Genomic DNA, 18890 nt, shown 5'->3' on the forward strand with positions numbered 1-18890 from the left:
GCTATGTGCCGCCACCCAACTCATCTGATCAGCCCGCATCAAGTGTGGCGGAGAGCAGGCGCGCCTCATAGCTGCGCAGGCTGGGGCGGGCTGCCGGGCCATAGCCCTCGCCGGTGCGGGGGTCGAGGTCCGGGAACAGCGCTTGCAGTTCGTCCAGAACGTCGCGGTCGAATTGCCGACTGGTTTGCGGTCCGGGCTGGAAGCTCTCGGTCACCAAACCTTCACTGATGACCAGCTGATGATCATCGAACAGCACATGGACATAGGTGACCTCCCCACCGGGCTTGCGCGTGATCGACCGGTCGTTGACCAGGTCTTTGGCTGCGACCAGAACCTCACGCGCACCAAACAGCATTTCGGCCATCCCGTTACTCAGCAGTACGCGGTGCTGCGGCGACACCCAAAGGTCGTCATGATCGCCAAGCGCGCCGGCCCTGATCCTGATCGGGGCAAAACGCCCCTGCGCCTGTACCCGCCGCGTGCCGATCCAGCGCAGGGGTTGCAAGCCATCGTCGCGGGTCATGACCAAATCACCGGGCTGCAGGGTTTCGACAGGGACCAACCCCCGGTCTGTCAGCAGGCGGCTGCCGGCCACGAAACAGGGGATGCTGGTTGCCTCCACATAGCCGACATCGCTGTTGGTGCCATTGCTGGCCGTATAGGTGAAGGCGAAGTCTTCCACATCGCCATCGCCGACCAGGGTCAAGGTGCCGTTTGCATTGAGCTGGACCTGCTGGCCGGTGCCCAGCGTGATCACATCTCCGGCAACCACGGCGGTGCCGTTGATATGTGTGATGGTCAGTGCTGTTGCTGAGTTGTTGGTATCATTGGCCAGTACATTGACCACCCGCGATCCATTGGCGTCAACGCGGACCGTGTCGGTTTCCGCGATCACTTCGGTCTGCGCGGAGTCAGCGGCGATCAGCAGGTTACTGTCGTAGCTGCTGTCCGACACATCGGCGATACCGATCCGTATGGTGTTTTCCACACCGGGATCGACCTGCATGGTCAGCGTCATGGTGACGGTCAGACCGTCCATTTCTGTGTTGTAGTCGTCGTTGGCGTTGTCGAGGTAGATGTTGGAGTTATTGCCGGAGTTCACATTGCCCGGATCAGCGTCGCCATTGCCGATCTCCAAGTTCACCATCTGGCCATTGACCCAAACGCCGACGAAATCCTGAAACACCGAGTCCTGATACTCAGGGTATTCCTCAGAGGCAAAGACGAACTGCATTGTCATGACCGAGCCGTCGGGCACAAACGTCACATCCAGATAGGAGGCGTCGAATGTCCGTGTGCCCGCAGCCGCGTTGAAGGCCGGATCGCCGTTCGGACCATTGCTGGCAGTCGACTGATTGTTGGACTGATTGGCCTCACCGGTGGAGTTGGTATAGGCGCTGGCCTGACCTGTGGAGAGGATGATGCCGGTATCGGAGGGCGTCGCTCCGGGTGCGATTGTATCGCCGTCAGAATAGATCGCCGAGGCGCGGGTATCGCCGGTGTAGCTCGCGTTCACCACCCGCACGCTATCGCCAAAGATGGTCTCAGCCATCTGTTCCGCAGTCGCGTTGATGTTATATGTCAGCTCGGATGCCGCAACCATTGCTCTGTCTCACCTCTGCACGATGAGGCAGCATATGTGTCAGATCACGACATCATACCAGCGGTTGCCGGTGGCGCGTCCCTGCCGGGGCCACGCAATGTTCGATCTGCGCTGTGGCCCCGCTATTACGGTGGATCCCCAGCATGACTACTCTGCCTCGAGTCGTATGTTAGCTTTTTGTTAACATTTTCACCGGTGTCTTGTCTGGTTGACCAAGGGGTGACGGCGGAACAATGCAGGTCTGCGCGGCATTTACGCCACAAACGGGCGCCTTGCTCCGTAGGTAGACGCGCGGCGGGGCGGCCTTATGGGATCGCCCCCGGCGTGGAGGTTTGCACCATGGCCCGAACCGGGGTAGCCAGTGGTCGCAGACCAGGGCCAGAGACGTGCGGCCCATATCCGGAGGATCCAAATGACGCATTCGCCACTCGACCCGCAACAGCTGACCGCCGATTTGATCCGCTGTGCCTCTGTCACGCCGCAGGAGGGCGGAGCGCTGGTCCTGCTGGACAAGGTGCTGAGTGCGGCTGGTTTCACCTGCACCCGTGTGGATCGTGGCGAGGTCAGCAACCTGATCGCCCGTTGGGGTGACAAGGGCCATCCCCGCACCATGGGCTTCAACGGCCATACCGATGTGGTGCCGGTCGGTGACACGGATGCCTGGACCGTTGACCCTTTTGGTGCTGAGGAGAAAGACGGCTTTCTCTATGGGCGGGGGGCGACGGATATGAAATCCGGCGTTGCCGCCTTTGTGGCTGCGGCTGTTGATCTGGTGCAGACCGCACCGCCTGAGGGGGCCATTCTTCTGACCATCACTGGCGACGAAGAAGGTGATGCCATCGATGGCACCACCGCGTTGCTAGACCATATGGATCGCGTGGGAGAGCAGATGGACGTCTGCCTGGTGGGAGAGCCGACCTGCCCCAATGAGATGGGGGAGATGATCAAGATCGGACGTCGCGGGTCGCTGTCTGCCTGGTTCACGGTCACCGGCGTGCAGGGTCATTCGGCCTATCCCCACCGCGCCAAGAACCCGCTCAATGCCATGGTGCGCCTGATGGACCGCCTTGCCAGCCACGAGTTGGATCAGGGCACGGATCATTTTGATGCCTCCACCCTTGCGGTGGTGACCATTGATACCGGCAACCCGGCGACCAATGTCATCCCGGCGCAGGCGCGGTCCACGGTCAATATCCGCTTCAACGATGCTCATTCCGGCGCGGCGCTCAGCGATTGGCTGCGCGCAGAAGCGGCGCGTGTCGCAAGCGATTTCGATGTTGATATCGGGGTTGAGATCAAAATCTCTGGCGAGAGTTTCATCACGCCGCCGGGACCGCTGTCCGATCTTGTCAGCGCCGCAGTCGAGGCCGAGACCGGTCGCAAACCTGAGCTGTCCACCACCGGCGGCACCTCGGATGCGCGGTTTGTCAAAAATCACTGCCCGGTGGTTGAAGTGGGTTTGGTTGGCAAAACGATGCATCAGGTTGATGAACGGGTGGAAATTGCTCAGATCCACCAGCTGAAGTCGATTTACGGCCGCATCCTGCGCGATTATTTCGACCAAGGCTGATCGAATATGGAAACTGATACCTGAACAGCGCGCGCCCGGGCAATGACGTCTGCGGCGCGCTTTTCACGATGACCTTGGGGGCTGGGCGTGGTAGCTCAGGCATATGACCCGTATTCCTTCCAAGGCCGAGATCCTCGACTGGATCGCAGCCCATCCGACCCATACCTCCAAACGCGACATCGCCAAAGCTTTCGGCATCAAAGGCTCCGACAGGATCGATCTGAAACGGATCCTCAAAGAACTTGAGGCCGAAGGTCATCTGGAAAAGCGTAAAAAGACCTACCGCGACCCTGAGCGCCTGCCTCCGGTCAGCGTTCTGCAGATCAAAGCGCCGGATGGCGATGGCGATCTTTTTGCACGGCCGCTGGAATGGCATGGGGAAGGGGTCGAACCTGTCGTGCTGGTGATGCCGCGCGCATCAGACCCCGCGCTGGGCGAGGGGGACCGCATTCTGGCCCGCCTAACCGTGGTTCAGGATGCCGATTATCACTACGAGGCCCGGTTGATCCGCCGAATCGGCACCAATCCGCGCCGGGTGATCGGGATCTTCCGCAAGGGTGACGAAGGCGGGCGTATCGTGCCCATCGACAAATCCGCCTCCACGGAGTGGGCCGTTGCGGAAAACGCCACCCACGGCGCGCGCGACGGCGAACTGGTTGAGGCGGAACAGGCCGGACCGAAATCGCGCCTTGGCCTGCCACGCGCCCGCGTGGTGGAGCGGCTGGGCGATCCATCGGCGCCCAAGGCGGTGTCGCTGATTGCGATTCATCAGCATGGTATCCCCGACCATTTCCCGGATGAGGTCATCGCCGAGGCTGATGCCGCCAAACCGATGGGTCTGAAAGGACGTGAGGATCTGCGAGATCTGCCGTTGATCACCATCGACCCTGCGGATGCGCGCGATCATGACGATGCCTGTTATGCCCATGCCGATGAAGATCCCAAAAACCCCGGTGGCCATGTCATCTGGGTCGCGATTGCCGATGTCGCTGCTTATGTGCAGCCGGGGTCAGCGCTGGACCGCGCGGCACGCAAACGTGGCAATTCAAGCTATTTCCCGGATCGCGTTGTGCCCATGCTGCCAGACCGGTTGTCAGGTGACCTGTGCAGCCTGCACGAAGGGGTGCCGCGGGCCTGCGTCGCGGTGCGGATGCAGATTGATGCCGATGGCAACAAAATCGCTCATCGCTTTGTGCGGGGGTTGATGCGATCGGCGGCGTCCCTGCATTACGCTGAGGTGCAAGAGGCGATAGATGGCGCGCCAACGGATCGCACAGGCCCCTTCCTGGAGCCTGTGATCAAGCCGCTCTACGCCGCCTACGCTGCGTTGGTCAAAGCCCGGGCAGAGCGCCAGCCGCTGGATCTGGACCTGCCGGAACGCAAAATCGTCCTGGATGAGAAGGGCACAGTCGTTTCGGTGAATTTCCGCGACCGTCTGGACGCGCATAAGCTGATTGAGGAATTCATGGTGCTGGCCAATGTGGCAGCCGCGGAAACCCTGATCAAGAAACGCACGCCGTTGTTGTTCCGCGTGCATGAGGAACCGGCACCGGAGAAGCTGGAAGCGTTGCGTGAGACCGCCCGTGCCGCCGGTCTGTCGTTGGCGAAGGGGCAGGTCTTGCAGACCCGCCACCTGAATGCGCTGCTGAACGGGGCCGCCGGGACCGATGATGCGGAGCTGATCAATATCTCCACCCTGCGATCCATGCAGCAGGCCTATTATGGGCCGGAGAACTTCGGCCATTTCGGTCTGGCCTTGCGCAATTATGCACATTTCACCTCACCCATCCGCCGCTATGCCGACCTGATCGTACATCGTGCGTTGATCACCGCTCATGGTTGGGGTGATGACGGGCTGGACAGTGCCGAGATCGAACGGCTCGAACAGACCGCCACCCATATTTCAGAGACCGAACGCCGGTCGATGATGGCCGAACGGGACACCACAGATCGCTATCTTGCCGCCTATCTGGCGGAACGGGTCGGCAATGAATTTGAGGGGCGTATCAGCGGCATTGCCCGCTTTGGCGCCTTTGTGAAACTGGATGAGACCGGGGCCGATGGTCTGGTGCCGGTGCGCTCTATCGGGCGGGAGTTTTTCCATTTCGATGCCGAGGCCGGAACCCTGATGGGAGCGGACACCGGCCTGATCATCGCCATCGGCCAGCGGGTGAAGGTGCGTCTGGCACAGGCCACTCCGGTGACCGGAGGGCTGGAACTGGAATTGCTGTCGATCGAGGACAAACCGATGCCAGCGGGCGGCGGTGGCGGGCGGCGCAGCCCGGCGGGTCGATCCGTGAAACGCAAATCCGCCAAGGCAAAGGCCAAGCGCAGCAAGATCAAGCGCAAGGTGGAACGCAAGCGCCGCAGCTGATTTGACTGCGCCTTGCAGCCCTAGTTGAACCGGTCCGGGTCCCTGCGGGCCCGGTCCGCAGCAGACTTGGATTTGTGATAGGTCAATGCGTGGCGGATCAGCCAGCCGTGGCGCAGAGGTTCCACCTCCTCGACACGGTTGAACAGGACGCCACGGGTTCCGTCGAATCTGTCCCAAGCCGGAAAACGATTGGCAAAATTGTCGATTACCCGGCTTTGGCAGTGAACCAACAACGCAAATCGCGCCTGATTGGACCGGCCCAGACGCAGTGGGGTGCCCAGCCCGGCGCGCGCCGCGACATAGGAGGGCTGCCCCCATTTCAGGGTCTCCGTGACCGGCCCGACATCCGGATCGCTTTCAGCCACATCAAAGATCAGCGCGCGCAATCGCAACAGGCCTTCCCGCGTGCCCGGTGGCGCCTGATCAAAAACGGCAGAAATTTCAGCGCTGGCAAAGGGGCGGGTCATATTAATCTGGCTCCTGGAAGATGCGTTACCCTGTTTTAGAGGTTACTGATGACAGAAACTGTCATCAGGGATAGAGATGATGGGGCCATGTCCCGATCTCATCGTCTTTTTCAGGTTATGCAGCTGCTGCGTCAGGGCGGTGGTCCTCACACCGCCGCTAAACTGGCGCAGGACCTTGGTATTTCTTCCCGAAGTGTTCACCGCGATATCGCTACCCTGCGCGAGATGGGAGCGATTATCGACGGCGAGGCAGGCTATGGCTTCACCCTGATTGAGGACAATGCGCTGCCGCCCATGGGGTTTCGCGACACTGAGCTGGAGGCGCTGGTTCTTGGCCTTCGTGAGGTGCAGCAGATTGGTGATCCAGAACTGGCCGACGCCGCCGTCGAGGCCTTGCGCAAGCTGCAGGCGCGGCTGCCCAATCGTCAGGCTCATCGGCTGCGACATGCGGTGTTGTCTGCCTATCGGTTTCAGCGTCCACAACCGCCGGGGATCGCCCTGGCCGACCTGCGCCGTGCGACTTGGGATGAGGTCGAGGTACGACTGGATTATTGCGATGCCAAGGGTGCCGTCACTCAGCGACAGGTCAAGCCCCTTGGCTTGGTCTATTTTGATCGCTCCACCGTGCTGATCGCCTGGTGCGGATTGCGAGATGACGTGCGGGTATTTCGCGTTGACCGGATTGCGGGGTTTGAGGCCACAGACGTCAGTTTTCGTCCCCACCGGGTGCCGATGCTGCGGGATGCGCTGGCTCAGATGCGCGCTGATCGTGCAGCCTGCGCGCCGCAGACCGACGTGGAGCCTGATGCGCCCGAGGGGTAGCGCGGTGTTTCTGATACGTCGGCAAGCCTCCGCACATCGGCGCGCCACTGCTTTGAGCGAGGCAGGGATGCGGGTAGACTGAGGCAGAGCAGATAAAAATGAGGTGTAAGATGCAGTATGATCTTGGCGCCCGCAGGCACATAGCCCTGACAGCAGCGATGTTTGCGGCCCTCGTGGCGACCGATGCCAGCGTTGCAGCCAATCCTTTGCCCACAGCCGCTGGACCGCTTGTGGAGATTGCGGCATCGCAACCGCCGCAGGTGTCCTTGCGCCCAACCGCCCGCCCGGTGACGCCATCGGGCGTGGCAGCGACCCCATTGCGGCCACGGATACGCCCGGCGCAACAGACCCCCACACCTGAGGAGCCTCGGGCCTCCCCGGCCACGCAGCGCGCCTTTGAGGCCTGGATCACCGCGTTCCGCGCCCGCGCCCGGGCTGACGGACTGTCGCAGGCTACGCTGGACCGGGCGCTCGCAGGTCTGAAATTCGATCCGAAGATAGTACAGCGTGATGGCAACCAATCGGAGTTCGTAACTCCGATCTGGACCTATCTGGAGCGTGCCGTGTCCGACGCGCGCATTGACAACGGACAGGCTGCCCTGCGCGAGCACGCCCAGCCGTTGGCCCGCATCGAAGCCACATATGGCGTCGACAGGGAGGTTGTCGCGGCAGTCTGGGGCATGGAGAGCAACTACGGCACCTTTCGGGGGGAGCGCGATATCATCCGGTCGCTGGCGACGCTGGCCTTTGATGGACGGCGCGCTGCGTTTTTTGAAAGCCAGCTGATCGCAGCCTTGCAGATCCTTCAGGCGGGTGACGTGACGCCGGAGGCGATGACCGGCAGCTGGGCCGGAGCCATGGGGCATACGCAGTTCATGCCGACCTCCTACCTTGCCTATGCGGTGGATTTCACTGGGGATGGCAAACGCGATATCTGGTCCGACGATCCCACTGATGCGCTGGCATCAACCGCCGCCTATCTGAAGCGTTTCGGCTGGGTCAAAGGCCAACCCTGGGGATTGGAAGTGCGCTTGCCGACCGGGTTTAACTACGCGCTGGCGGATCGTAAAATCACCAAATCCGCGCAGGCCTGGCGGCAGCTGGGGGTGACCCGCGCCGATGGCGAGGCCCTTCCGGATCATGGCAAGGGCGCCGTACTGCTGCCCGCCGGTGCGCAGGGGGCTGCCTTCATCGTTTACAGAAACTTTGCCGTGATTGAGCGATACAATGCAGCGGATGCCTATGTGATTGGTGTCGGGCACCTGAGCGACCGGTTGCGTGGCGCGGGACCGATCCACGCCAGCTGGCCGCAGGACAGCCGCCCCCTGACCTCTAAAGAACGGCGCGAGTTACAGCAGCGGCTGACTGGCGCGGGCTATGGTACCGGCGGTGCGGACGGGCGGATCGGGCCGAAGACCCGCGCCGCCCTGCGCGCTTATCAGCTGGCCATGGGGCTGACCCCGGACGGCTATCCGTCGCTTTCGGTGCTCAACCGCCTGCGCTGATGGGTCTAGCTGAAGGCGGCTGCAGCAACAGCAATCGCCATCCCCAGCCCCAGACCGCAGAGACCCGGCAGCACCCAGCCAGTCTTGCCGGACCGGCGGTTGCGGTCATCGGTGTCATGGGTCTGGGCGATCAACGCCTGTTCCACAAGCGCGGGCAGACGCGGACCAAAACGGGCCATCACCTTGGCCGTGCTCATCAAATCATTGACGATTGCCCGGGGACCGATGGATTTCTTGATGTAATCCTCCACCACGGGGCGGGCCGAATCCCAGATGTTGATATGGGGGTCCAGTGACCGCGCCACACCTTCCACCACTACCATGGTGCGCTGCAGCAGGATCAGTTCTGTCCGGGTTTCCATGCCAAAGCGCTCGGTCACTTCAAACAGGTAATTGAGCAACCGCCCCATGGAGATATGGGTGGCATCCATGCCAAAGATCGGTTCCCCCACCGCGCGCAGGGCGCGGGCAAATTCATCGACATCGCGGTCGGCAGGCACATATCCGGCCTCAAAATGAACCTCGGCGACACGCTTGTAGTCCCGTTTGATGAAGCCAAAGAGAATCTCGGCGTAGACCCGGCGGGTGTATTCGTCGATATGCCCCATGATGCCAAAATCATAAGCGATGATATCGCCATTGGCCGCGACTTTCAGGTTGCCCTGATGCATGTCCGCATGGAAATAGCCATCGCGCAGCGCATGGCGCAGAAACAACGAGAGTACACGCTCCGCCAGCACCCGACGGTCATGCCCCGCGGCATCCAGCGCGGCATTGTCACCCAGCGGTAACCCGTCGGCCCAGCCCAGTGTCATCACGCGGCGAGCGGAGTGATTCCACAGAATCTGGGGCAGCTGAAACCCGGTGTCGTCCTTGGTATTGGCGGCAAACTCGGAGGCGGCCGCACTTTCCAATCGCAGATCCAGCTCTCCTTGCACAACCCCGTCGAAATGTTTGATCACGTCCATCGGCTTCAATCGCCGCGCGCCGGGGGCAAAGAGATCGGCAATGCGTGCCGCAAAGTAGAACGCGTCCACATCTTTGCGAAACGCGCGCTCGATGCCGGGGCGCAGAACCTTCACCGCAACTTCGCGTTCGTTGTCGACCAGACGCGCCCGGTGGACCTGCGCGATGGAGGCGGCGGCGATCGGTTCGCTGAACTCGGAATAGATCTGCTCGACCGGCTGACCCAGTTCCTGCTCGACCTGCGCCATGGCTTCCGCACGCGAAAACGGCGGTAGCTTGTCCTGTAGCACGCGCAATTGCAGCGCCAGATCATCGCCCACCACATCGGGCCGCGTCGACAGGACCTGTCCAAATTTGATGTAGGCCGGCCCCAGCGCCGTCAGCGCGCGCGTGGCCGGTGGCATATTGGGGTCGCCCTTGTAGCCTAGCCATTTGAAGGGCCAGCCAAGGGTGCGGGCCAGAATGCGCAGGGGTTTTGGCGCTTCAAACGCATCCAGTACGACATTCATGGCGCCCGTGCGCTCGAATGTGGCGCCTGTGCGGATCAGGCGGATAATATTGTGGGGGCCACGCATGGTTCAGATCTTCCAGCCGGAGTGCAACGCCGCGATGCCCAGCGACAGGTTGCGGTATTTTGCGTTGGCAAACCCGGCTTCGCGCAGCATCGATAGGAACGTGTCCTGATTCGGGAAATTACGGATCGATTCGACCAGATATTGATAGCTGTCATAGTCGTTGGCGATCATCTGACCCATGCGGGGAATCACATTGAAGGAATAGAGGTCATAGGCCTTCTGCATTGCCGGGTTTGGCAGTTGGCTGAATTCCAGCACCATCAGCCGCCCGCCGGGTTTCAGCACCCGGTAAGCCTCATTCAGCGCTTCCTGAGGGCGGGTGACGTTCCGAATGCCAAAGGAGATGGTGTAGACGTCAAAGGTATTGTCCTTGAACGGCAGCGCCATGGCATCGCCGGTGACCCAGTCCAGACTGTCGGCCATCTGTGCGGCCTCAGCCCGTTTGCGGCCCTCTTCCAGCATTGGCGCGGTCAGATCCAGTACGGTGGAATGGCCATAGCCCGCGCGCTTCAGGAATCGGAACGAGATATCGCCGGTCCCACCGGCCACATCCAGAAGGCGCTGACCGGGGCGCGGTGACAGCCAGTCCATCATCGCGTCTTTCCAGAGCCTGTGGATGCCCATGCTCATGACGTCATTCATCACGTCATATTTTGACGCGACTGAGTTGAATACGCCCTGCACGCGCCCCGCCTTTTCCGACTCGGGCACGGTTTCAAACCCGAAATGGGTGGTATCTTCAGATCTCTGGGTCATGCGGCTTGCCGTTTGTTGTGTGTCGCCCCAGTTATAGGGCGCTGAGAGGGCGTTACAATGCGGCCCTTCGGCCCCATGTTGGTGCAATGTGTCAGGAGGGATGTAATGCCAGAATTGCCCGAGGTCGAGACGGTGCGCCGCGGATTGTCCCCTGCGATGGAGGGGGCGGTGATCGAAAAGGCTGCCATCAATCGACCAGATCTGCGCTGGCCTTTTCCCGAACGTATGGCCGAACGGCTGACCGGGCGCCGTGTCACCGCGCTGCGACGGCGCTCCAAATACATCCTGGCCGATCTGGACAGCGGCGAGACGCTGCTGGTGCATCTTGGCATGTCGGGACGCATGACCGTGTCTGGTGATCCTCTGGGCCAGTTCGTTCATGATCACCCGCAGGCGCAGAAACACGACCATGTGGTGTTCGACATGGACAATGGTGCGCGCATCACCTTCAACGATCCGCGCCGCTTTGGCGCTATGGACCTGCTTGAGACGGCCACTGCGGATCAGCACAAGCTTCTGGCGGTTCTCGGGCCGGAACCGCTTGGCAACAGCTTTCACGAAGAACACCTGATCGCGGCCTTCAAGGGGCGCAATACGCCGGTGAAATCGGCGCTTCTGGATCAGGGAATCATCGCGGGTCTTGGCAATATCTATGTCTGCGAGGCGCTCTTCCGTGCGGGAATATCGCCCAAACGCAAGGCCGGGCAGATCGCCGCGCAGCGGGTTGGCGCCTTGGTTCCGATCATCAAGGACGTGCTGACGGATGCCATCAAGGCGGGTGGTTCATCACTGAAGGATTTCCGCCAAGCTGATGGAGAACTTGGATATTTCCAGCACAGCTTTGATGTCTATGGCCGTGAGGGAGCGCCCTGCCGACGGGCGGGATGCGATGGTACCATAGGTCGGATCACCCAGTCGGGGCGCTCTTCCTTCTACTGTGGCAAATGCCAAAGATAGCTTGAATGCGATGTGTCGCGTGATAATGACTCTTCCCTGAACGGAACAACCGAAAGCGACTATCATGGCCTATGAGACGATCAACGTCGAAGTGCAGGACCACGTTTGCCAAATTAAACTGAACCGGCCCGAAGCGTTGAACGCGCTCAATTCCGAGCTTTTGAGTGAGCTTTGCACTGCCCTGGAAGAGGCAGACGCCAGCGACAAGGTGCGCTGCATCATCCTGACCGGGTCGGAGAAGGCCTTCGCCGCAGGCGCCGATATCAAGGAGATGTCGGAAAAGAGCTTTACCGAAGTGTTCTCAACCAATCTGTTTGCTGGTGTGAATGACCGCATCAGCGCGATCCGCAAGCCGATCATTGCAGCCGTGGCAGGCTACGCGCTTGGCGGCGGATGTGAGCTGGCGATGCTTTGCGATTTCATCATTGCCGCAGATACCGCCAAATTCGGCCAGCCCGAGATCAATCTTGGCGTGATTGCTGGTATCGGCGGCACCCAACGCCTGACCCGCTTTGTCGGGAAGTCGAAATCCATGGATATGAACCTGACCGGTCGTTTCATGACCGCTGAAGAGGCCGAGCGCGCAGGGCTGGTGTCTCGTGTGGTGCCCGCCAAGAAGTTGTTGGATGAAGCCACCGCAGCGGCGCATAAAATTGCTGAGAAATCCCTGCTAACAGCGATGGCAGTGAAAGAAACCGTGAATCGCAGCTATGAGTTGCCGCTGAGCGAAGGGCTGCTGTTTGAACGCCGCGTTTTTCACTCAATGTTTGCCACTGAGGATCAGAAAGAGGGCATGGCCGCCTTCTTGGAAAAGCGCGAAGCTCAGTTCCGCGACAAGTAAGCCTGTTCACAGGCTGTGGCGACGCAATCTGCGGCGTCTCTTTCCGAGATATGAAACGGGCAGGCGCTGGCGTCTGCCCGTTTTCCGTTGGTACCGCGGCAGCGTGCGGGAACCGGGAAGGGCGAGCAGCTCCGACATGACTTGCATTCCTCGGGGTTTGACGTTACTACCCGCCGCCATACATGCGCGTGCAGCCCGCTTGGCTAGAATCACACCGGTGGATCGGATCCGGGTTCGGCTGGCATTGCGCCTATTGAAAACACGAAACCAAAGTTAGGTCCTACACCATGGCAAATTCGCCTCAGGCAAAAAAGCGCGCCCGTCAGAACGAGAAACGCTTTGCTGTCAACAAAGCCCGTCGTTCGCGCATCCGTACCTTCCTGCGTAAAGCTGAAGAAGCTATCGCTTCCGGCGACAAAGAAGCAGCAGCAGAAGCTGTGCGCGCTGCTCAGCCCGAACTGATGCGTGGCGTGACCAAAGGCGTCTACCACAAGAACACTGCATCGCGGAAAATCTCCCGTCTGACCGCCCGCGTCAAAGCGCTGGGTTAAAACGGGGTATTCGAGGGAGCGGCTGATTCCATTGCACCCGCGCTGAGCGCTCCCCCGACAAGCCGTAAAAAATACAAAGGCGTCGCGTTCCGCGGCGCCTTTTGCATTTTGGTCACAGCTGATGCGACCTCGGCGGGCACAGGGGATTCTTTGTGACCAATCCCTGAGTCAACATCATAGTTTCATTGCTGCGACCCCTTCCGAATTGCTACCACTGTTACAGCGATTCACTCGCTGGGGGGACAGGCTGCTATAGCATCCTTGATGGGACTCAAGGGCGCTGATTGCGCTGGTACACAGGCATTTCAATGCGCCGTGCACCACGCTCCTGCTGTGTTTCTGGAGTCATCCAGACGGCAGGCCTGTTCCAATTGTGTATGTATTTGGTTCGTCTATTCGACCGCCGCAAACTTGCTTGCCGGTTGATGTAAACGCGACCCCAAACTTTGCCTTCTGCGAGGCAGTGCTGCTCCGGTTGCGGGTCAGTACACACATCCGCTGTGCGTGAACGTCGTCTGGGTTTTGGGCCAGGCTGGGGATGAAACAAGAGGCCAAATAAGGGCCGATGCTATTGGGACGCGTGAGGCGCAGAATGACGGAAGAGAACTGGGGCCGGTTGAGACAGCGTTTGTTGAAAACCGTGGGGCAAAATAACTTTACGACTTGGATCGAACCTCTGGAGTTTACCTGCGTGGAGAATGGTGTTGCCATTTTCAACGTACCGACAAACTTCATGGGCAATTATGTCAGCCAGAACTTTGCTGACCTGATCCTGCATGAACTGAACATGTCCGGTGAACCGGTGCAGCGGCTGGCCTTTAGGGTTGCAGCCAATACAGCTGCACGTCCGACCGCTGTCGACACCGCAGGTGCTGCTGATGACCTGCCGCTCGATCTGGATGATGAGGCGCTGACCGATCTGCCGCGCGCCCGCGCTGCCACAGGTCACGGTGCCGCGCCAAAGGATCCGGGCGAGACATTGCAGGCCGCACCGCTGGATCCGCGTTTCACCTTCGACAGCTTTGTTGTGGGTAAGCCCAATGAGCTTGCGCATGCGGCTGCGCGTCGCGTCGCTGAAGGCGGGCCGGTGACCTTCAACCCGCTGGTGCTCTATGGCGGGGTTGGTCTGGGTAAAACCCACCTGATGCACGCGATTGCCTGGGAACTGACCGCCCGCAATCCCGAATTGAATGTGCTGTATCTCTCTGCAGAACAGTTCATGTACCGCTTTGTGCAGGCGCTGCGCGAACGCAAGATGATGGATTTCAAACATCTGTTCCGCTCCGTGGATGTGCTGATGGTCGACGACGTTCAGTTTATTGCCGGCAAGGACAGCACCCAGGAAGAGTTCTTCCACACCTTCAACGCGCTGGTGGATCAGAACAAGCAGATCATCATTTCCGCCGATCGCGCTCCGGGGGAGATCAAGGATCTGGAAGACCGCGTTCGGTCACGTCTGCAATGTGGTCTGGTGGTCGATCTTCACCCAACGGATTATGAGCTGCGTCTGGGCATCCTGCAGTCCAAAGTGGCGCAGCAGATGCAGACCTACCCGGATCTGCGGATTGCGGATGGTGTGCTGGAATTCCTGGCCCACCGCATTTCGACCAATGTTCGTGTTCTCGAAGGTGCGCTGACCCGTCTGTTTGCCTTTGCATCGCTCGTTGGTCGTGAGATCGACATGGAGCTGACCCAGGATTGTCTGGCGGATGTGCTGCGCGCGTCTGAGCGTAAGATCACCGTCGAGGAGATCCAGCGCAAGGTGTCCGAGTATTACAACATCCGCATGTCCGACATCATCGGCCCCAAACGCCTGCGCTCTTATGCGCGTCCGCGTCAGGTGGCGATGTATCTGTGTAAGCAGCTGACCAGCCGCAGCCTGCCGGAAATCGGTCGTCGGTTTGGTGGGCGTGACCACACCACCGTGATGCACGGCGTGCGTCGTATCGAAGAGCTGAAGACAATCGACGGCCAGATCGCCGAAGATGTCGAAATGCTGCGCCGCTCGCTGGAGGCCTGACATCTCTCGGTGTCAGTCGCCGATTTTTGCCCTGACGCATCGTCAGCTGGCATCCCCAAAAGTCCCGCATGACCCCGGCCAGTCCGGGGTCTTTTGCCCTCTGGGCCAATGGGATTGCGGAATGACACAAATCGGGTGGTTGCGGGCAAACCATGCCGGAGAGCCACGTTTACCGGGGATAAATCGGACAAGGGGGCATCCGCCCTTGACGCTGCGCACAATCCCTTGGACAAATCCATAAAAAGCCTTGTGCCGAAGGGGTAAAGCGTTACGTTGCTTCTCCCGGCCAGACGTTAGAGGACTTAGGGACATGAAGATCAGCATCGAACGCGGCACCCTGTTGAAAGCTGTGGCTCAGGCCCAGTCAGTGGTTGAGCGCCGCAACACCATTCCGATCCTGGCAAATGTGCTGATTGAGGCCGAAGGGGACACTGTTCAGTTCCGCGCCACCGATCTGGATATCGAGGTGGTCGACAAGGCCCCGGCCCAGGTCGAACGCGCAGGCGCCACCACCGTTGCCGCCACCACCCTGCATGAGATTGTGCGCAAACTGCCCGATGGCGCGCTGGTCACCCTGACTGCAGATGCCGCCAGTGGCCGCCTGACAGTGGAGGCCGGCCGCTCGAACTTCTCGCTGGCCACCCTGCCGCGTGAAGATTTTCCGGTGATGGCCTCTTCCGAATATCACTCCAACTTCACCGCCAATGCAGCCGTCCTGCAGCGGCTGTTTGACAAGTCGAAATTCGCCATCTCCACCGAGGAGACCCGCTACTATCTGAACGGTGTCTATATGCATGTCGCGGATGGTGTCGAAGGCGGCAAGGCGCTGCGCTGTGTCGCCACCGACGGTCACCGGCTGGCGCGGATTGATGCCAATCTGCCGATGGGTGCCGAGGATATGCCCGGTGTGATCGTGCCGCGCAAAACCGTGGGCGAGCTGCGTAAGCTGCTGGACGACGATGAGATGGACATTGCCGTTTCTGTCTCGGAGACCAAAGTGCGCTTTGCCACGCCCAATATCACCCTGACCTCGAAGGTGATCGACGGCACCTTCCCCGACTACACGCGGGTCATCCCGGCAGGCAACACCCGCCGTCTGGAAGTGGACGCTTCCGAATTTGCCCGCGCTGTGGACCGGGTCGCAACCGTGTCCTCCGAACGGTCGCGCGCGGTGAAGCTGCAGCTGGACGAGGATCGGCTGATCCTTTCTGTCAACGCACCCGACAGCGGTGCCGCTGAGGAAGAGCTGGCAGTGGCCTATCGGGACGAGCGGCTGGAGATCGGTTTCAACGCAAAATATCTGCTTGAGATCGCCAATCAGGTTGATCGTGAAAATGCGGTCTTCATGTTCAATTCATCCGGTGACCCGACTCTGATGCGGGAAGGCAGCGACGAAAGCGCGGTTTATGTCGTCATGCCGATGCGGGTGTGATCTGCCGGACGGTGCGCTTGCCCCTCTTGGCGTCTGAACTGTCCGCCGGGCGGGGGAATTTGAGTATTTTTGGAAAGATGACACGGGATCCCGCCTTATGCTGGCGTTGACGACCCTGACACTGTCGCACTTCCGCTCGCATCTGCGGGCGGATTTGCATTTGGACGGTCGCCCTGTGGCCATCCATGGTGCCAATGGCGCGGGCAAGACGAATATTCTTGAGGCGGTATCGCTGTTTTCCCCCGGTCGCGGTCTGCGCCGTGCCAGCGCTGCTGATATGGCGCGTCGGCCTGAGGCTCTTGGCTGGAAGCTGAAGGGCCAGCTGACCGCCGCGCGGCAGAGCTATGAGGTGGAAACCTGGTCGGAAGCGGGCAAGGCGCGTCAGGTCAAGATCGACAATAAAGCCGCCAGCCAGATTGATCTGGGGCAGATCTGCCGCGTCGTCTGGCTGATTCCCGCGATGGATCGGTTGTGGATCGAGGCGGCCGAAGGGCGGCGGCGGTTTCTCGACCGCATCGTGCTGAGTTTCGATCCCGGCCATGCCGAGGCGACGTTGCTCTATGAAAAGGCCATGCGGGAGCGCAATCGCCTGCTGAAGGAACAGATCCGCGATGCTGCCTGGTACCGGGTCTTGGAAACGCAGATGGCCGAAAGCGGCCATCGCATCCACGCGGCGCGCACTGCAGCGGTGGATCGTCTGCGCATGGCGCAGGAGGCTGCCGAAACGGCCTTTCCCGCGGCTGAACTGGAACTGATCCAATCCGACGGTGGGCTTCCGGATACCGCAGCAGATCTGCAGGAAGCCTTTGAGGAGGGTCGGTTTCGCGATCTGGCGGCTGGGCGTACCCTGCTGGGGCCGCACCGCACGGATCTTCTGGGCACCTATCAGGCCAAGGGCGTGCCTGCGCGCGATTGCTCCACCGGGGAACAGAAGGCGCTGCTGGTGTCGCTGATTCTTGCCAATGCACGGGCGTTGATCGCAGAAGGCGGCGCACCACCAATTCTGCTGCTGGACGAGGTTTCGGCGCATCTGGACGTGACTCGCAGGGCCGCGCTCTACCAGGAGATCGTGACGCTTGGAGCACAGGCCTGGATGACGGGCACCGGCCCCGAATTGTTCGATGAATTTGACGGCAGAGCGCAGATGCTCACCGTTGAGGACGGCGCCACAGGCTCCGAAGTGGTGGCGGGATGAGCGTGTCTGCCTGGGATCTGACTCTCTATGCAGGTGGGTTATTTGTGTTGTTTCTAACGCCGGGGCCGGTTTGGCTGGCGGTGATGGCGCGGGCGATGTCGGGCGGCTTTCCCGCGGCCTGGCCGCTGGCCTTGGGCGTGGCCTGCGGTGATATTCTCTGGCCGCTGGTGGCGGTGGCGGGCGTGTCCTGGATTGTATCAGAGGTCACCGGCCTGATGGAGGTGCTGCGCTGGGTCGCCAGTGCGATGTTCCTGTTCATGGGAGGGATGTTGCTGCGGCACGCCGATGCCCGGATTGAGGCCAATAGCGCGCTGACCCGTCCGGGGTTATGGGCCGGTTTCATCGCCGGTATCGCGGTCATTCTGGGCAATCCGAAGGCGATCCTGTTCTACATGGGGGTGCTACCGGGGTTCTTTGATCTGACAGCTGTCACCCATCTCGATATCCTCGCCATTGTGGTGCTGTCTTTTCTGGTGCCTCTGGCGGGGAACCTGTGCATGGCGGGTCTGGTCCACCGGGTGCGTTGGCACATCACATCCCCGGCGACAGTGCGCCGGATCAATATCGTGTCGGGGTGCCTGCTGATCGGGGTTGGGTGTCTGATCCCCTTCGTTTGAGGTTTGCACCGGTTCCTACGCCCCGGATGGCAGCACCAGCCATGGGCTGAGATAAGTCAGAAGATCCTTGCGGAAGTCGCCGGGGGCATCATGTGCGGCGCAGAATGACAGGGCCAATATATGATTCAGGAAGGCCTGCATCCCCTCGGCCAGCACGTCAGCTGACTGATCCTGACGCAGCGTGCCGGTGTTCTGCAGCTCGGTGACCCAACCGGACCAGAGCGAGGTCTGGCGGCAAAAACTCTGTGCGATGACCGCATCGGTTTCGGTGCCCGTGGTGCCTGAGTAGCGCAGCAGCAGATCGAAAATCACCCGGTCCTGCGCCACGAACTGCACCACAGGCAGCAGTCGGTCAATCACCTCCTCCAGCGTCTGCGGCGCGGGCAAGGCTTCAGTCTCGTCCAAAACCGCCATGATCCGGGGGCCGATCACCGCAGCGAGTAGGCCATTTTTGTCGCCGAAATGCGAAAATAACGTGCCCTTTGCGACCCCGGCTTCTGCAACCACATCCTCTACTCTCAAACCGCTATAGCCCGATGCGGTGATTTGCGCGGCAGCCACCTCCAGCAGGCGGGCGCGGGTTTCCAGTCGGCGTTGTTGCGGAGCGCGGGACATGATGACCTCTCATAAATATGACCA

The 18890-nt window shown here is 60.7% G+C and carries 16 protein-coding genes; 11 read left to right on the top strand and 5 right to left on the bottom strand.

Translation table 11 applies throughout. The features are described from left to right. Nucleotides 1-28: 28 nt before the first annotated feature. A complete protein-coding gene (locus tag D1820_RS13185) occupies nt 29-1603 on the bottom strand; it encodes a Hint domain-containing protein (protein ID WP_118069370.1) in 1575 nt (524 codons plus the stop codon). A 412-nt stretch (nt 1604-2015) separates the two neighbouring features. On the opposite strand from D1820_RS13185, the gene dapE reads away from it, so the two are divergent. Both dapE and rnr read left to right on the top strand, forming a co-directional pair. Then, on the top strand, nt 2016-3173 hold the full coding sequence (gene dapE, locus D1820_RS13190; protein ID WP_118069371.1) for a succinyl-diaminopimelate desuccinylase: 1158 nt from the start codon (nt 2016-2018) through the stop codon (nt 3171-3173). Between the two features lie 103 nt (nt 3174-3276). Further along, nucleotides 3277-5547 carry a ribonuclease R gene (gene rnr / locus D1820_RS13195; RefSeq protein ID WP_118069372.1) on the top strand — a complete coding sequence of 757 codons (2271 nt, stop codon included), beginning with the start codon at nt 3277-3279 and terminating at the stop codon, nt 5545-5547. A 20-nt stretch (nt 5548-5567) separates the two neighbouring features. Here rnr and D1820_RS13200 read toward each other — a convergent pair whose 3' ends face one another. Further along, a complete protein-coding gene (locus tag D1820_RS13200; RefSeq protein ID WP_118069373.1) occupies nt 5568-6014 on the bottom strand; it encodes a DUF1801 domain-containing protein in 447 nt (148 codons plus the stop codon). Between the two features lie 87 nt (nt 6015-6101). On the opposite strand from D1820_RS13200, the gene D1820_RS13205 reads away from it, so the two are divergent. Continuing rightward, nucleotides 6102-6836: a YafY family protein gene (locus D1820_RS13205; protein ID WP_118070202.1), complete on the top strand. Its 735-nt coding sequence runs from the start codon at nt 6102-6104 to the stop codon at nt 6834-6836. Between the two features lie 110 nt (nt 6837-6946). Then, nucleotides 6947-8341 carry a lytic murein transglycosylase gene (locus tag D1820_RS13210; protein ID WP_118069374.1) on the top strand — a complete coding sequence of 465 codons (1395 nt, stop codon included), beginning with the start codon at nt 6947-6949 and terminating at the stop codon, nt 8339-8341. Nucleotides 8342-8346: 5 nt separating this feature from the next. Here the strand turns inward: D1820_RS13210 and ubiB are convergent, their stop codons facing one another. Together ubiB and ubiE are read right to left on the bottom strand one after the other, a co-directional pair. Next, the gene (ubiB, locus tag D1820_RS13215) at nt 8347-9882 is read right to left on the bottom strand and encodes a 2-polyprenylphenol 6-hydroxylase (RefSeq protein WP_040174916.1); all 1536 of its coding nucleotides are present in this window, start codon (nt 9880-9882) and stop codon (nt 8347-8349) included. Nucleotides 9883-9885: 3 nt separating this feature from the next. Then, nucleotides 9886-10638 carry a bifunctional demethylmenaquinone methyltransferase/2-methoxy-6-polyprenyl-1,4-benzoquinol methylase UbiE gene (ubiE, locus tag D1820_RS13220; protein ID WP_118069375.1) on the bottom strand — a complete coding sequence of 251 codons (753 nt, stop codon included), beginning with the start codon at nt 10636-10638 and terminating at the stop codon, nt 9886-9888. Between the two features lie 105 nt (nt 10639-10743). Between ubiE and mutM the strand changes: the two genes are divergently transcribed. The 7 genes from mutM to D1820_RS13255 all read left to right on the top strand — a co-directional run bounded on the left by mutM (nt 10744) and on the right by D1820_RS13255 (nt 18251). After that, nucleotides 10744-11595, top strand: a complete 852-nt coding sequence (gene mutM, locus D1820_RS13225; protein ID WP_118069376.1) for a bifunctional DNA-formamidopyrimidine glycosylase/DNA-(apurinic or apyrimidinic site) lyase — start codon at nt 10744-10746, stop codon at nt 11593-11595. Between the two features lie 64 nt (nt 11596-11659). Beyond that, a complete protein-coding gene (locus D1820_RS13230; protein WP_076618309.1) occupies nt 11660-12436 on the top strand; it encodes an enoyl-CoA hydratase in 777 nt (258 codons plus the stop codon). Between the two features lie 287 nt (nt 12437-12723). Next, on the top strand, nt 12724-12987 hold the full coding sequence (gene rpsT / locus D1820_RS13235) for a 30S ribosomal protein S20 (protein ID WP_014876530.1): 264 nt from the start codon (nt 12724-12726) through the stop codon (nt 12985-12987). A gap of 592 nt (nt 12988-13579) precedes the next feature. Beyond that, a complete protein-coding gene (gene dnaA, locus D1820_RS13240; RefSeq protein ID WP_118069377.1) occupies nt 13580-15007 on the top strand; it encodes a chromosomal replication initiator protein DnaA in 1428 nt (475 codons plus the stop codon). Between the two features lie 310 nt (nt 15008-15317). Then, nucleotides 15318-16439 (top strand): DNA polymerase III subunit beta, encoded by a 1122-nt coding sequence (gene dnaN / locus D1820_RS13245; protein WP_040174904.1) that lies wholly within the window; start codon nt 15318-15320, stop codon nt 16437-16439. A 97-nt stretch (nt 16440-16536) separates the two neighbouring features. After that, nucleotides 16537-17634, top strand: a complete 1098-nt coding sequence (gene recF, locus D1820_RS13250) for a DNA replication/repair protein RecF (protein WP_118069378.1) — start codon at nt 16537-16539, stop codon at nt 17632-17634. Then, a complete protein-coding gene (locus tag D1820_RS13255; protein ID WP_118069379.1) occupies nt 17631-18251 on the top strand; it encodes a LysE family translocator in 621 nt (206 codons plus the stop codon). The genes recF and D1820_RS13255 overlap by 4 nt, the downstream gene beginning before the upstream one ends. Nucleotides 18252-18266: 15 nt before the next feature. Here the strand turns inward: D1820_RS13255 and D1820_RS13260 are convergent, their stop codons facing one another. After that, nucleotides 18267-18866, bottom strand: coding sequence for a TetR/AcrR family transcriptional regulator (locus D1820_RS13260; RefSeq protein ID WP_118069380.1), 600 nt, complete (start codon nt 18864-18866; stop codon nt 18267-18269). Between the last annotated feature and the right edge of the window lie 24 nt (nt 18867-18890).

This window comes from Phaeobacter sp. LSS9 (assembly GCF_003443595.1).
In the GTDB taxonomy this organism is placed as follows: Bacteria; Pseudomonadota; Alphaproteobacteria; order Rhodobacterales; family Rhodobacteraceae; genus Phaeobacter; species Phaeobacter piscinae.

What these genes read in the sequence shown, in the direction of transcription:
- D1820_RS13255 (WP_118069379.1), top strand. Translation starts at nt 17,631, where the DNA reads ATGAGCGTGTCTGCCTGGGATCTGACTCTCTATGCAGGTGGGTTATTT.
- recF (WP_118069378.1), top strand. Translation starts at nt 16,537, where the DNA reads ATGCTGGCGTTGACGACCCTGACACTGTCGCACTTCCGCTCGCATCTG.
- D1820_RS13200 (WP_118069373.1), bottom strand. Translation starts at nt 6,014, where the DNA reads ATGACCCGCCCCTTTGCCAGCGCTGAAATTTCTGCCGTTTTTGATCAG.
- D1820_RS13210 (WP_118069374.1), top strand. Translation starts at nt 6,947, where the DNA reads ATGCAGTATGATCTTGGCGCCCGCAGGCACATAGCCCTGACAGCAGCG.
- rpsT (WP_014876530.1), top strand. Translation starts at nt 12,724, where the DNA reads ATGGCAAATTCGCCTCAGGCAAAAAAGCGCGCCCGTCAGAACGAGAAA.
- mutM (WP_118069376.1), top strand. Translation starts at nt 10,744, where the DNA reads ATGCCAGAATTGCCCGAGGTCGAGACGGTGCGCCGCGGATTGTCCCCT.
- D1820_RS13205 (WP_118070202.1), top strand. Translation starts at nt 6,102, where the DNA reads ATGTCCCGATCTCATCGTCTTTTTCAGGTTATGCAGCTGCTGCGTCAG.
- D1820_RS13230 (WP_076618309.1), top strand. Translation starts at nt 11,660, where the DNA reads ATGGCCTATGAGACGATCAACGTCGAAGTGCAGGACCACGTTTGCCAA.
- D1820_RS13185 (WP_118069370.1), bottom strand. Translation starts at nt 1,603, where the DNA reads ATGGTTGCGGCATCCGAGCTGACATATAACATCAACGCGACTGCGGAA.
- rnr (WP_118069372.1), top strand. Translation starts at nt 3,277, where the DNA reads ATGACCCGTATTCCTTCCAAGGCCGAGATCCTCGACTGGATCGCAGCC.
- D1820_RS13260 (WP_118069380.1), bottom strand. Translation starts at nt 18,866, where the DNA reads ATGTCCCGCGCTCCGCAACAACGCCGACTGGAAACCCGCGCCCGCCTG.
- dnaN (WP_040174904.1), top strand. Translation starts at nt 15,318, where the DNA reads ATGAAGATCAGCATCGAACGCGGCACCCTGTTGAAAGCTGTGGCTCAG.
- dnaA (WP_118069377.1), top strand. Translation starts at nt 13,580, where the DNA reads ATGACGGAAGAGAACTGGGGCCGGTTGAGACAGCGTTTGTTGAAAACC.
- ubiB (WP_040174916.1), bottom strand. Translation starts at nt 9,882, where the DNA reads ATGCGTGGCCCCCACAATATTATCCGCCTGATCCGCACAGGCGCCACA.
- dapE (WP_118069371.1), top strand. Translation starts at nt 2,016, where the DNA reads ATGACGCATTCGCCACTCGACCCGCAACAGCTGACCGCCGATTTGATC.
- ubiE (WP_118069375.1), bottom strand. Translation starts at nt 10,638, where the DNA reads ATGACCCAGAGATCTGAAGATACCACCCATTTCGGGTTTGAAACCGTG.